Origin of the sequence: Bacillus sp. FSL H8-0492 (assembly GCF_038006145.1) — a bacterium.
Lineage (GTDB): Bacteria > Bacillota > Bacilli > Bacillales > Bacillaceae_G > Bacillus_A > Bacillus_A mycoides.
Genome location: NZ_JBBOUP010000001.1, coordinates 4620698 through 4634715 on the forward strand (window position 1 = coordinate 4620698; position 14018 = coordinate 4634715).

The window sequence follows — 14018 nt, forward strand, 5'->3', positions numbered from 1 at the left end:
AAGAGGCTTTTTATCTTTTTATCTTTTTATCTTTTTCAGCCCTTTGTTAATTCTTCTTCATCCTTCATACTATAATACCCTAAATTAATAACGATTAAGAAATAACCACCCAGAATACCTACTGCAAATGCCCACATTACCATATGATGCTCAATTTCGTACATGATAATAGCACCCAAAATTGCAGCTGCAAAGCGATTAAACATACCAAGCGTCGGCGCTTTCGTCTTCTTTACTATACTATCTCCAAGCTTTTCGATACGCCTTCCTAAAATCCAAACACAATACATGCTTACAATAAGTCCAATTCCTGCACCTAGAAAATGTGCTGAAAACGGTGTTAACATCCAGCCTAATAACAGAATACCTAGTAGATAATATGATTGAACTTTAAACGATTTTAATGACAAACTAATCATGCTGTACTCCCCTTCAATGTTTTTTATATTTATCCAACAAAAGCTGTATAACTCATTTCTTTCGAGTCCATACTACTTAAAATCTATTTCATTCAAATTAAAAACAACATAAACGGTATGTTTATGTTGTTAAAATGCTTTTAGAAAATAATATTATACAAGATTTCTAATATAGAATCCCTCATAAATGTGACGTTTTTCAAAACATTTTCGTCCAATTATGAAAAAATTGATATCAATCTATGAACATACGGATATGATGTAATAAGCACATAAATAAAGGGGGCGTCTAATGATTTATTTTTTAATGGCTCTCATTCATCTCATTGTTCCTGCACTTATTGGACTTTCCTTGTATTGGTACACGAAAAAACATAGTATTTTCTATGCTGTCCTCGGTGTTCTTCTTCCAGGTATTATTCTAATTACACTCTTCCGCATTCCTTTTCTTAATTTAATCCCACTTATTACTGCCATTTTATTCCTCGTATTTTTACCAAAAATAAAAAAATAGGAAAGCAGATCATAGGTGATCTGTTTTCCTATTTTGATATAGGTTCTTGCACGATAGAATTAGCTTCTACTTTCTCTGATTTCACAAACCATAGACCGAAGAAAATGATGATTCCACCGATTATTTGTTGAAACGATACATATTCATTTGCCCATACAGCTGCAAATAAAACAGCTACAAGCGGCGTAATATACATATATACCATCGTATGTGACGCACCAATTTTTTGAATACCAACATACCACATGACTAAACCGAATACTGTTACAAAGAAAATAGAATATAGTAAAGCAAATAGTGTCATTCCGTGTGTAATGTGAAATGGCATGACAAATACATGTGGACCACTTAACAATAAGAGCGGAATCGCTCCAACTAATGTCGACCATGCAGTAACACGTAATGCTGAGTATTTTTTAATAAGCGGCCCTGCTAAAACGGGATAAAGTCCCCAACATATTGATGTAATAAGTCCAATCCCATTTCCGTAGAAAGAACTAGCGAGTGAATGCCCCGCTACCAAAACTAATGTAGCACCAATAAAGGCAATCATGGAACCAACTAACTTTCGAGAAGAAAATTTTTCTTGTTTCAAGAAAATCGCAAACACAGTTGTAAAAATAGGTGAAATAGATATGAGTAAAGAAGCATTTGTAGCGGATGTGTATTTTACAGTTTCCATAAATAACGTTTGATACAGTACAATACCTACAACGCTAACGATGATTAATCTTGGTATATCTTTTCGCTCCATATAAAGTGACTTTTCGATAAAAAACGTAAGTAATAACAGTAGTGGTGCTGCTGTCATCATTCGAACTGCAGTAAACTCTATTGCTGTAAATTCTAAAAGTCCATATTTCGCAATCGTATAGTTAATCCCCCAAATAATAACGACACTTAAAATTAATAACTCAATTCCCCATCTTTTCATGCGCAACCCCCTCCGCAAAGAGAATTATACAGAAAATTCAACTATATGTACATTTCATTATGTGAAAAAATCCATAAGAAAAAGGAGCATATTATATACTCCTTCTCTCTTCATTATAATCGAACATGTAACTTCATATTCGGATTATAAAACTGGCTTGGGCTCTTCAGCTGGAAAGTCCCTCCAACTTCATGCCAATCAACTGTTAATTTATCATCCATAAATACAAGCTTTGTGCGATCTGCAATAAAGTTTAGTACGCTTGATTCGATATCTACATCGCGCTCATCTTTCTCTGAAACGGCTACTAAATCAATAATCCCGCTCATAACACAACCGCAACCTTCATTATCATAAAATAACTTTATATATTTCGTTTCACTTGGAATCGTATCCATAATCTTTTTATATGCTGCCTCTGTTACAGTAACGTACATGTGTTAACCTACATCCTCTCTTCTCGTATCATTTATATATTGTACCACCATTTTTCTTGAATCTTATTTGCAGAAAATTAAGACTACTATAAAATATATGTGATAAAGTGAAACTTTAATCAGGGTGGTATCCATCCCCCTCTGATTATTAGCCCTCGCCAATCAGGCTTTTACGGGCAGCCCGACTCCACCTAACTTCTTTGTCCCAGCTTAATTTGGAGGTGGGAGTCTTACTACCTGCTAACGCGGGATAAATCAATTTAAAAAAACATCACTTTTGATTAAGTGATGTTTTCTATTTATCTCTTACACTATCATTAAATCGGCAACATAATCTCAACAGTCGTTCCAACTCCAACTTCACTTTCAAAGTTCAATTTACCGTGGTGATCTTTAATAATTTTTTCCGTAACTACTAATCCTAAGCCTGTTCCAGTTTCTTTCGTTGTGTAAAAAGCTTCATTTAGCTTCGGAATTTTATCTTTCGGAATGCCGCATCCCTCATCTATAATTTGAACAATGATCACATCTTCCACTATAACTTTTACAGTAATAGTTCCGCCAACTGACATTGCTTCAATCGCATTTTTTATTAAATTAAAAAATACTTGTTTCAATCGTTTTTCCTCACATGTAATTGATGGTATATCTTTACTATAAATAGCATGCATTTTTATCCCTTGTTCTAAAGCTGGCTTTTCCATAACCCTGATAACATAAGAGATGATTTCTTTAATATTATGCGTTTCGGATTCTACCGATTTAGATTTCTCAAACCCATTTAGCTCTGTAGCAATTGTATGAATTCGCTCTACTTCCTGTCTCATAATTTCACTATAAATTTTATCTTCTGGATATTTTTTCGCTTGCTTATTCACGAGTTTTTTCAATTTTTCTAACGGTCTTCTAATCTTATCGCCAATTACTGTCGCCATTTTCCCAACCATTGCTAATTTCTCTACATTTCGTATTTCTTTATCCATCATTTCAAGTGTACGAACGTAAGATTGGAATCTTAAAAATATAATCCAACATATAATAACAAACACGCTATATAATGCTATTGGGATAAGAACAATAAAGGATTGAACAACGAATCCCATAAGTGCATATTTTCCAACAATAGTTCCGGCAACTAACCAAAAGTACCTCTTATTCACAAATATCGGTGCAAATAAAATAAAGAATCCTTCTACTATATTCCCGCCATCAAATTCCGCATCACTTCCGTAATAAATAATGAAGTTATTAATAAAATCCAATATATTATAGCCAATTAAAATAATATACTTCACAATATACGGCTTTTTCCATTTCATAAAATAAAATCCTATAAAGAATAATCCAACCATAAAACTATATAGCCATAAACCTAATCCTTCTCCAAAAGCATCTGCTAGTTTTTGATTTTTATCTGATAAAAGGACAATAACTTTTTCAGCAAAATCATACGCAAAAAATATAACGAAGAATAAGCTTAAAAATATTATTAATGCCTTTATCTCTTCTTTTTCAAATATATTGCCTTTTTCCATATGATAACTCCTTTAACAACACCTCTTAATCTTGTGTCACATTGCGCTCACATTTTTTCGGGAGCAGTATTTCTACTCTCGTTCCTTTCTTTACTTCACTAGAAATGTGTAATTCTCCAAGATGCTCTGTCACAATTCGCTCTGCTACCGTAAGACCTAATCCAATTCTATCTTGCTTCGTTGTATAAAAAGCATCCTTAACTCGTCCTAAATTATCCTTTTTTATCCCAAAACCACTATCTACTATACTTACTATTACATAATCTCTTTTTTTATTTTCAACTTGTATTTTTAATGTTCCGCCATGTTCCATTGCCTCTAAAGCATTTTTAATAACATACAAAAATACTCCTTTTAATTTGCGTTTATCACATTCAATTTCACTTCTATTTTGCTCTTCATTAAAGGTACAATTTATATTTAACTCGTTCATTTTTCCGCGCATGTTTTCTACCGCTTGTACTAAAACATCACTTACAATGTGTTTTTCATAAACAGAAGGTTTACATGCAGCAACCTCCATTAATTCACTAATCATATTATTCATATTTTCGATTTCGAGAATCATTTGTTCATATGTTGCATCTTTTTCGTGTTTCTCTTTTTGTAATTGCGTAAACCCTTTTAATGAAGCAAGTGGGTTTTTAATTTCATGTCCGACTGTCGCTGCCATTTTTCCGATAACCGCCAATTTTTGTGACTGACTTGCCTCTGCAATACGTCCCTTTACTGCTGAAAGATATTGTAAAAATCGATTTAAAATAATAAATGACACGAAAAGTAACACCATATTTATAACAAGAGACATAAACAGGTTAAGTTCTCCAAATACAAATAGGTATATCATATATTTCCCTATAAGGAATGGCGCTAAGACAAATAAATATCTTTTACTCAAAAAGATCGGTACGAAAAAAATGAAAATATATTCAATTACATTCCCTTCATCAAATGCTATTCTATTATGAAAAGCATACCATCCAATATTAAAAGTCTCTGCGATCATGTATGCAAATAAATATGTATATTTAACTAAATATGCTTTTTCTCTCTCAAATAAGTAAACACTAATACCTAATATAGCCATAATATATGCAAGCTTCCATATCCCTTTATGCCAATTTACTAAAGGCATTGTATCTTCTAATATAATCGCGTATGCAACCTCGTATACAATTAAAATAACATGTATTACCCATAAGAAAATCTTAGCGTTTTTCTTTTCTTCTTTAGCTGATAGAAAACTCTCTTCCACTTCAACACCCCTTCAAAAGAATACCATTTATTATAATAAATGATTTTCATAGACAAACAAAGATAAATTGAACAAATGAGGAAAATCAATCCATAGATAATATACTTCCCCACACCATATGTAAGCATAAAAACCATGAACAATAATACGTATAATATGGGAGGTGCTTTATATGGACGGTCGTGAAAATAAGAAGATAGAACAGTTACAATCCTTTACGAAAAACAATGAAGGAAAAGAGATGACAACGAATACGGGTGTCAAAATTTCAAATGATGAAAACTCTTTAACCGCCGGCGATCGTGGTCCTACACTTTTAGAAGATTTCCTGATGCGAGAAAAACTCGCTCATTTTGACCGTGAACGAATTCCTGAAAGAGTCGTTCATGCCCGCGGTTACGGAGCACATGGTGTTTTTGAGCTATATGATTCTTTAGAAGACTTAACAATGGCTCATTTTTTACAAGACCCATCTAAAAAGACACCTATTTTTATTCGTTTTTCTGAAGTTGCTGGATCAAAAGGTGCAAATGAAACGAACCGAGATGTACGAGGATTCGCTGTTAAGTTTTATACAGAGGAAGGAAATTTCGATTTAGTGGGTAATAACATTCCGATTTTCTTCATTCAAGATGGTATTAAATTTCCGGATCTTATTCATGCTCTTAAACCAGAGCCACATAATGAGATTCCCCAAGGACAAACAGCACACGATACTTTTTGGGACTTTATCGCCAATAATCAAGAATCAGCTGCGATGATGATGTGGATTATGTCGGATCGCGCAATTCCGAGAAGTTTTCGAATGATGCAAGGGTTCGGCGTTCATACATTTCGTTTAGTTAATACGCACGGAAAGTCACGATTCGTAAAATTCCACTGGAAGCCAAAGCTTGGTGTTCACTCGTTAATTTGGGATGAAGCTCAAAAACTAGGCGGCGCTGATCCAGATTATCATCGCCGTGATTTATGGGAAAATATTAATGCCGGAAACTACCCTGAGTACGAACTTGGCGTTCAAATTTTAGAAGAAGAGGATGAATTTAAATACGATTTCGATATATTAGATGCAACAAAAATTTGGCCGGAAGAAGACTTCCCTGTTAAGATCATCGGAAAAATGACGTTAAACCGAAACGTTGATAACGTATTTGCGGAAACAGAACAAGTCGCACTGCACCCTGGAAGCATCGTCCGCGGTATCGATTTTACAAATGATCCTCTCTTACAAGGTAGACTATTTTCTTATACAGATACACAATTAGCACGCGTCGGTACAAACTATCAAGAGTTACCGATTAATCGTCCGGTATGTCCTTTTCATAACAATCAAAGAGATGGTGCGTCTAAATATATAATTGATAAAGGAAAAGTCGCTTACCATAATAACTCTTTAGCTAATAACTCTCCCTTTACTGTACCTGGTACGAAAGGCGGTTTCGTTACATATCCTTCTACTGTTTCTGGACATAAAACAAGAGAAACAGCCGCTAGTTTTAAAGACCATTTCTCACAAGCCCGTTTATTTTGGAATAGTATGAGCCACGTCGAAAGAATCCATATTATGCAGGCCTTTTCCTTTGAATTAGGAAAAGTAAAAAGTAAATCAGTTCGCCAACAAGTCGTAGGTATGATTGGTCATATAAGTACAGAATTAGCTACTTTAGTAGCTGAAGCAGTCGGGGCAACAGTGCCAAATGTTCAAGAATCAAATGTTACAAAATCCTCACCAGCACTAAGTATGGAACATACAACATTCAGCCCAAATACATTACGAGTAGGCGTCATTGTCGCAAACGGATATGACGGTCAAAACGCACAATATATTATAAATCAATTCAAACAAGCCGGTCTTCAGCCCGTTATTATTTCCGAACGATTAGGTTTTGTGCAAGGCTCTCAAAATGGACAGTGGGAAGTGAATGATACTTTCTTAACAGGATCACCGCTTCTTTATGATGGGCTACTTCTTATTGGCGGAAATATTGATGATCATTTTCTTAACAAAGCAAGTTCATTTGTCGTAGAATCGTATAATCACTTTAAGCCAATTGGCGCTTTCAAAAATGGAAATACTATTATTCAATCTTTAAACATCGAAGGAAAACCTGGCGTTATAACAGAACAAAACCCTACCTTACTTGCAAATGAATTTATTCAGGCAATGACAAAACAGCGATTTTGGGAAAGAGCCTATTAAAATACATGAGGAGGATACGTCATGTTCGTTACAGTGGAAAAAGATGTACACATTTTTGTTGAGGATATTAACCCAGGCCCTGGAAGTAAACCTGTCTTCTTCGTTCATGGCTGGCCTTTAAATCATCAAATGTACCAATATCAATTTAATATCTTACCACAACATGGTTTCCGCTGCATCGCCATGGATATACGAGGAAACGGACAGTCTGATAAACCATGGACTGGTTACACTTATGATCGTTTAGCTGATGATATCGCAATTGTATTAGATGCACTTCAAATAGAAAATGCTACGTTAGTCGGCTTCTCAGTCGGTGGCGCTCTCTCTATTCGGTATATGTCACGATATAATGGGCGTCGTATTTCCAAACTTGCATTAGTGGATGCTGTCTCTCCTTCTTTCGTGAAAAACCAAGAATCCCCTTACGGCGTACCGAAAGAACAAGCAGATGCTCTGATTGCTCAAATGTATGCAAATTTGCCTAAATTTCTTAATGATGTATCTTTATCATTTTTTAATAGAAACTTAGGAGCTGCCACGTTAGAATGGTTTTCTTATCTCGGTATGCAGTCCGCTTCTTATGCTCTCATCAAAATTTTGCAAGCTGCTGCAAACGAAGACGTAACGAAGGACTTGAGTAAAATTAACGTCCCAACAAAAATATTCCACGGTGTTCACGACCAACTCATCCCTTATAAAAGTGCTGAGCTAACAAAAGAGCGAATTAAAAACTCTGAACTATATCCTCTTACAAATAGTGGCCACGGCTCTCCAATCGATCAAGCGGATGAATTAAATAAGGGACTAATAAAATTTTTAAATTCATAGTTCCTTTACAGTAAAAAAAGAATTTTCCCTTACGGCAAATTCTTTTTTCTTAACTACCTTTTGCACGAGCAAATTCCACATATGACTTATTCTTCTCTTCCATTAAAAATAAAACGATAATGCGGAAAAAATGAAGAGTTGGAACAATTGTCATACAAAGAATAGATAAAAAATAAACACGCTCATCGTTAAACGCATAAATACTAACAACTCGAAATCCTGTCTGTTTATAAATCCATACAACAAATAATTGCAAACTAAAAATTAATAACAAATCTGGAACTGATTCTAGTGAACTACTCGCCACTTAGCAAAGCTTGAAGTGGGAGCTTCTCAGTTCCACGACGAAAGTACCCTTTCGTCTCCCTGAGCGTTACTTCGGGGTGTTCCACCCCTAGATGTCCAACGCTTGGACGCTCTTTTGGTACGGTTGATATTTTACGCAGGAACCGAATGGCTTGGTTTTCGCACTCTATTTTCTTCCTGCAACCTCATATATCAAGTTATCAAAGAACTTCATATAGCTAGTTTATCAAAAGTTTTTGGCTATGCCAAACCGAAATTCATCTCCCACCTACCGTTGGGCTACGCCCTTCACACGCTTGAGGAAGGAGAATTCTTTCGGGGAATTAGTTAAAATTAAACAAATTGTCCAATTATATACTAGGTGAAAAATTCACATACTTCTCACAAATCAATTATTAAAACGACTCTATTTTAATTTATACTAAATGTACAAGTAATACTCCCTAAACCTAGCTTGTCTGGTTATCCCGTTAAATACTATGAAAAAAGAACTTGTATTGTATACAAGTTCTTTTTTTCGCTTATTTAAATAATATATCCTTACTATATTGCTTTCCGGCGAGTAAGTCATATTGAATAAGCTCATATTGCTTTAGCATTTCTTTTTGTTTTTCTGTTAAACTTTTTATTGCTTTTCCGTCTTTTCCTATCCTCAATTCGTCACGAAGTACAGGAATTTCTTCATATAACTTCGATAAAAATTGATAGAACGGTACCTTATTTAATCCAGCATAATCAAAGACAAGATTTGAAAAATAAATTGGACTTACTAAACCTAAATTGTCATTTGGTATATCAAAATTTGCATACATTAATAACGGCGTTTGCGCCATCGCTAATCGTTCACTTGGCGTTTTTTCATTCGTTATATACCCATTCTCTTTATAAAGAGATTTATTTGTTCCTAGCGACGGAAGATGGTCCCCAAAGAATACTAATAATGTAGGTCTATCTAAATTATCTAGCTCCTCTATTAAATATTGAAGAGCTTCATCTGAACGTCTTAAACCTTCTGTATAAGTCTCTAATTCAGCCTTCGATTCTTCATTTTCTAATCCACTAATCTCGATTTGATTTTCGCCAAATCTTCCTTCTTTAAATGGAAAATGATTTTGCATCGTAACTGCATGAATAAAAGTAGGTTGTTTTTGCTTCTCTAATTCAGCTATTATCTCTTTACTCATAGATAAATCACTAATATAGTCTCCGTCAACTTCTACATTTTCCATCGTATCTTGTGCATTAAACTTATCAAATCCTAACACTTTATATACATCATCACGTTTAAAGAATGAGCGACCGAACGAATGAATAGCGCTTGTGTAATACCCCTCTTTTTTCAGCGCTCGAGGAATAGATGGAACTTCTATCTTACTTGTAACGGCTTGCTGATATGGTATAGATCCTGGCTTTAACAAACTCATTGAATAACTCGTTAACGCCTCAAATTCAACGTTCGCAGTATTTCCTCCAAATGTAGGAGAAATAGTCTGTCCACCAGGAAAATTTTCTATATAATGATGCAAATTCGGTAAAGGGTCTTCACTAAAGGAAAGATTCGTTAATTTCGTTGGATCCCAAAACGACTCGCTCATTACAAAAATAATATTTGGTTTCTCTTTTTGCTTCTGCGCCCCTATATTGCTACTATATTGTTTCTTTATATCGTTTGCTATTTGAAGCATATTTTCTTTTGAATAATCTTTCGGCTTTTCAATGACTGTCGTATCTAAATTACTTATAAATCCTAGCACAAAACCATTTGAAGCATAATTTTCATTTTGATCCCACAAAACGAACTCTATACCCGACTTTTGAAACCATTTATTTATAAACGTATTCGTAAAATTACCATACACATATAAAATAAAAACGGATCCTATTATAAATAGAACTCGTACGCCTGCATGAACTTTTACATTTTGAATATACTTCCTCACATACATACCCGCCAAAATACAGACAACAACACTTACAATAACGAGAAGAATATAACCCCAACTAAAATAATCCATCACCATTGGTATAACAGATTGCATATGTCCAATCTGTGTAAAATCAGAAGGATATAGTGGGTCTCCCCTAAAAACAATTTTGAAGTGATTTACAATAGCCAAAATGATTAGCAAAATGCTTGCCAAAATAGTACTCAAAAAAACTTTCCCAAGCACGTTATACACCAAAACATATATCGCATAAATTACAATTAAACTAAATATAAACTGTGCGTTATAATTGTAAATCCAATTCAGTGTATTTACGAGATTCATATTATTTTGCGTGAAAATAAAAAGCAAAGTAACCACATGCGCTACTAAAAACATTCTAATATAAATCCGAATAATCGGTTTAAATTTATTAACAATATCTTTATTCAAATGCGCAACATACAATAGTACAATCCACATCAAAATTGTCATTATACTTAAGACAATTTTTTGATTTAACATATCTTTCATCGTATCTAAACTAAAATATTTTAAAATCAAAAAAAGTGTGGGTATTACATATAGGGTTACTAGGCCACTTAACATCGCTGAAATTAATATACTTCTTCTTGGCTGATGAAATGAAAAATCACACCTCAATTCATTCCCTCTTTTCTGTTTATTAATTTCACCCCGCACCGTAAAAACAGTTTCTATTAAGATAACATACTTCATGCATTTCGTCTTCACACTGGATTCTACTATAACTGTAGTTTCTTAATTCTCCCTTAATCAACAGTTAATTTTTGGAATACCAACTATTCATTCTTAAAAAACTAACTTCCTTCATTCCACTTTATGATATAATAACTATGTTTTGGAAAACCTTAATACTAATAGGGTTTTATCATGAAAATACGAAAGAATTAATAAAAAAGGAGATGCTCATTTTTGTTAAATAAGTTTAAAAATCTACCTAAAGCGGTATATGCAATTTTGGCGCTTTCTTTCCTACTGCACGTTTTTTGTCTAGTAAAACAGCCAGGATTAGATGGAGAGTTAGTCAAAGTAACATATGGTGCAAATGATGCCTTTAACTATTCGTTAACAGCTGAACAATTATTAAAACATGGTGTATTTGGCTATGTTTATTTAGAACCTAGTGAAGTGCCTGGAAAAAATGCATACATCACACCAGGTCAGCCGCTATTATTAGCTGGTGCTATGATTATTTCTGATGTTACATCACTTCCTTACTATTACGTAGCAACTGTTATTAATATGATACTAAACCTTTGCACAGTGTTATTAGTATTCTTAATAGGGAAAGAGTTATTTGAAAAGAATATTTATGGAATTGTTGCGAGTATTTTATATGCTATTTATCCAAGTAACTATACATACTTCCGTACATTACTAACAGAAGTTCCTTCCATATTCTTATTATCGTTAAGCGTGTATGTATTTGTTCTTGCATGGAAATACAATAAAACAAAATTCCATATATGGTTTGGAATTGTTGTTGCTATTTTACTTATGTTCCGTCCAAACCCAGCTCCAATGATGCTTATTCCTGTTCTTGTCGTCTTGTTCACATATGGATTTAAAGACTCCATTCGAATTGGATTGTTATGGCTCATTGGTCCGTTCCTTATTATCGGTGCCTGGGTTGTTCGTAACTATTTAGCATTCAATCAATTTATCTTATTCTCAACCCAAGGTGCAGACCCATTAATTGCCGGTGCAGATCCGTTTAACAAAATTGGCTATGAAAATGTAGTTAATCAAATGAAAGCCCAGGGCTTAGATGATAAAGAGGCATACGCAAAAAATTTAATCAAAAATGGATTTAAAACGGACTTCACATATTGGTTCTCTTGGTTCACTGTTGGTAAAACAATTGAGTTATTCAAAACAGCTCCTGCTGTAGACCAATACCGTATTCATAACTTTATACAAATGTGTCATAGAGTCTTTATCATCGGTACATTCTTGAGCAGTTTCTGCTTCATGCTAAATTCATTTAAGCATAAGCGCGTTATGATGCTAGTAGCAAGTTCTGTTATTTACATCATCTTCTCAAACTTATTCTTAGCAATTAATCGCTACGGATTTTTCATTAACCCTCTTATGTGCTTAATTCTTGCATACGGGTTAGTTTACGCTGTGCAGAAGCTTCCATTTTTCCGCACTAGCCAAGCATAATAAAAAAAGAGGTCGTCCAAAAATGGACGACCTCTTTTTTTATTTATCCAACACTTTGAACACGGCCAATTTGTCCATCTTGTAATCGAACCTTAATTCCGTACGTATGTGTTTCCGTGTTTGTTAAAATATCTTTCACAACACCGCTCACTGTTTTACTATAATCTTTATCTAATTGAATAACTACATGTGAACCAACCGAAATTTGTGATCTTGTCGGTTTACCACCTGTTGCTTCTGTTGTTTTTTCTTGTTTTTGTGTTCTCTCTTGTTGTGCAGACTGTTGTTGCTGAATCTTCTGTTGCTCTTCTTGCTTACGTTTTTCTTGCTCTACTCTTTGCTGCTCTTCTTGCTTACGTTTTTCTTCTTCTACTCTTTGCTGCTCTTCTTGCTTACGTTTTTCTTCTTCTACTCTTTGCTGCTCTTCTTGCTTACGTTTTTCTTCCTCTGCTTTTTGCTGCTCTTCTACCTTCTTATCTTCTTCAACTTTCTTCTCATCTATTTTCTGTTCTTCCGATGCTTTCAGCTTTTCCTCTTCATCTTTACAAGCTGTTAAAACCACTACACATAAGCCCGTAAGTAAAAATAATAATAATTTCTTTAACATTAAAAAATCCTCCTATATATATATATTACAAATAATAACCTTTAATAGAATAACAAATATGTATAAACCCCTTTGTCGTAATTTGTCGTATACATTGGATTTTCCATGTAACACTACATGCTACAAATAGAAAAGAACCTGTCATATGACAGGTTCTTTTCGTTATTTATTAGGATACGATGATTAGCATGTTTACTATACAAGAGGAAGCATCCATATTTTCCATATGATACTTACGATTACTATAAGTACAAAATCAAACAAATCTAATCTCGGACCCTTTTTCATAGTCATGTCTAGCCACATATGAATCCATTTCATTTCCTTATATTTATGAATATTTTTCTTTGCGAATCGGTAAGTGAGCACTTGCATGATGTAAATTCCAATTACACAAATAAGCAATAAGATGAGAAATTCAAACACAAAATTCCTCCCTATTTTTGAAGCGTTCTTTCTACTATATGGTTCTTCAAAACCCATTCCTCAAACTGAGCACTTCCAAACTCCCAGCTCAAATCACGAGCATGTACAGAAAAAACGTAATAACCAGCATATTCGTCCATAAACCGACCTGTCTCTATCTCCTCTTTCTGAAGACCGTATACTCCAAAATTAAAATACACATCCCACACGTCTTCATGCTTCCTCTTATAAGCAATCGATTCCATATCACATTCAGTTCCGAAATAATCAAGATGTAAATGTACGCTATCATCGTATTCGTAATCCATTTTATCACCCCTTATATTTGTACTTCTTTATTACCCGAAAAATTCCTGCTATCTATACTCACATATGGGCACTTACCTACATATTATGCTTGTAGATTGACTTCTAGGAGGTG

14 protein-coding genes are annotated in these 14018 nt (G+C 34.1%); 4 read left to right on the forward strand and 10 right to left on the reverse strand.

Annotated elements, in window-relative coordinates; genetic code table 11:
- Window positions 1-35: 35 nt before the first annotated feature.
- Window positions 36-419, reverse strand: a complete 384-nt coding sequence (locus tag MHH66_RS23795) for an ATP synthase subunit I (protein ID WP_002129542.1) — start codon at window positions 417-419, stop codon at window positions 36-38.
- Window positions 420-711: 292 nt separating this feature from the next.
- Between MHH66_RS23795 and MHH66_RS23800 the strand changes: the two genes are divergently transcribed.
- Window positions 712-933 (forward strand): hypothetical protein, encoded by a 222-nt coding sequence (locus MHH66_RS23800; RefSeq protein ID WP_002034446.1) that lies wholly within the window; start codon window positions 712-714, stop codon window positions 931-933.
- A gap of 28 nt (window positions 934-961) precedes the next feature.
- Here the strand turns inward: MHH66_RS23800 and MHH66_RS23805 are convergent, their stop codons facing one another.
- The 4 genes from MHH66_RS23805 to MHH66_RS23820 all read right to left on the reverse strand — a co-directional run bounded on the left by MHH66_RS23805 (window position 962) and on the right by MHH66_RS23820 (window position 5094).
- Window positions 962-1867, reverse strand: a complete 906-nt coding sequence (locus MHH66_RS23805) for a DMT family transporter (protein WP_063218862.1) — start codon at window positions 1865-1867, stop codon at window positions 962-964.
- 113 nt (window positions 1868-1980) lie between these two features.
- Window positions 1981-2304, reverse strand: a complete 324-nt coding sequence (locus MHH66_RS23810; RefSeq protein WP_063218861.1) for an iron-sulfur cluster biosynthesis family protein — start codon at window positions 2302-2304, stop codon at window positions 1981-1983.
- A gap of 317 nt (window positions 2305-2621) precedes the next feature.
- Window positions 2622-3839, reverse strand: a complete 1218-nt coding sequence (locus tag MHH66_RS23815) for an ATP-binding protein (protein WP_078184681.1) — start codon at window positions 3837-3839, stop codon at window positions 2622-2624.
- A gap of 25 nt (window positions 3840-3864) precedes the next feature.
- Window positions 3865-5094, reverse strand: a complete 1230-nt coding sequence (locus MHH66_RS23820; protein WP_078184682.1) for an ATP-binding protein — start codon at window positions 5092-5094, stop codon at window positions 3865-3867.
- Window positions 5095-5266: 172 nt separating this feature from the next.
- Here MHH66_RS23820 and MHH66_RS23825 point away from each other — a divergent pair, with 172 nt between their 5' ends.
- Both MHH66_RS23825 and MHH66_RS23830 read left to right on the forward strand, forming a co-directional pair.
- A complete protein-coding gene (locus MHH66_RS23825; protein WP_063218860.1) occupies window positions 5267-7294 on the forward strand; it encodes a catalase in 2028 nt (675 codons plus the stop codon).
- Between the two features lie 21 nt (window positions 7295-7315).
- Window positions 7316-8125: an alpha/beta fold hydrolase gene (locus MHH66_RS23830; RefSeq protein WP_063218859.1), complete on the forward strand. Its 810-nt coding sequence runs from the start codon at window positions 7316-7318 to the stop codon at window positions 8123-8125.
- Window positions 8126-8174: 49 nt separating this feature from the next.
- Here the strand turns inward: MHH66_RS23830 and MHH66_RS23835 are convergent, their stop codons facing one another.
- Window positions 8175-8432 (reverse strand): hypothetical protein, encoded by a 258-nt coding sequence (locus MHH66_RS23835; RefSeq protein ID WP_234803722.1) that lies wholly within the window; start codon window positions 8430-8432, stop codon window positions 8175-8177.
- A gap of 520 nt (window positions 8433-8952) precedes the next feature.
- Window positions 8953-11019 (reverse strand): LTA synthase family protein, encoded by a 2067-nt coding sequence (locus MHH66_RS23840; protein ID WP_078184720.1) that lies wholly within the window; start codon window positions 11017-11019, stop codon window positions 8953-8955.
- 291 nt (window positions 11020-11310) lie between these two features.
- Here MHH66_RS23840 and MHH66_RS23845 point away from each other — a divergent pair, with 291 nt between their 5' ends.
- Window positions 11311-12564, forward strand: a complete 1254-nt coding sequence (locus MHH66_RS23845; RefSeq protein WP_063218144.1) for a glycosyltransferase family 39 protein — start codon at window positions 11311-11313, stop codon at window positions 12562-12564.
- Window positions 12565-12607: 43 nt separating this feature from the next.
- Here the strand turns inward: MHH66_RS23845 and MHH66_RS23850 are convergent, their stop codons facing one another.
- From MHH66_RS23850 to MHH66_RS23860, 3 genes are all read right to left on the reverse strand, one after another.
- On the reverse strand, window positions 12608-13171 hold the full coding sequence (locus tag MHH66_RS23850; protein ID WP_078184683.1) for a YwbE family protein: 564 nt from the start codon (window positions 13169-13171) through the stop codon (window positions 12608-12610).
- A 195-nt stretch (window positions 13172-13366) separates the two neighbouring features.
- On the reverse strand, window positions 13367-13597 hold the full coding sequence (locus MHH66_RS23855; RefSeq protein ID WP_002034470.1) for a hypothetical protein: 231 nt from the start codon (window positions 13595-13597) through the stop codon (window positions 13367-13369).
- 11 nt (window positions 13598-13608) lie between these two features.
- Entirely contained in the window at window positions 13609-13905 is a 297-nt protein-coding gene (locus MHH66_RS23860) for a DUF3986 family protein (RefSeq protein ID WP_002034469.1), read from the reverse strand.
- Window positions 13906-14018: the final 113 nt, after the last annotated feature.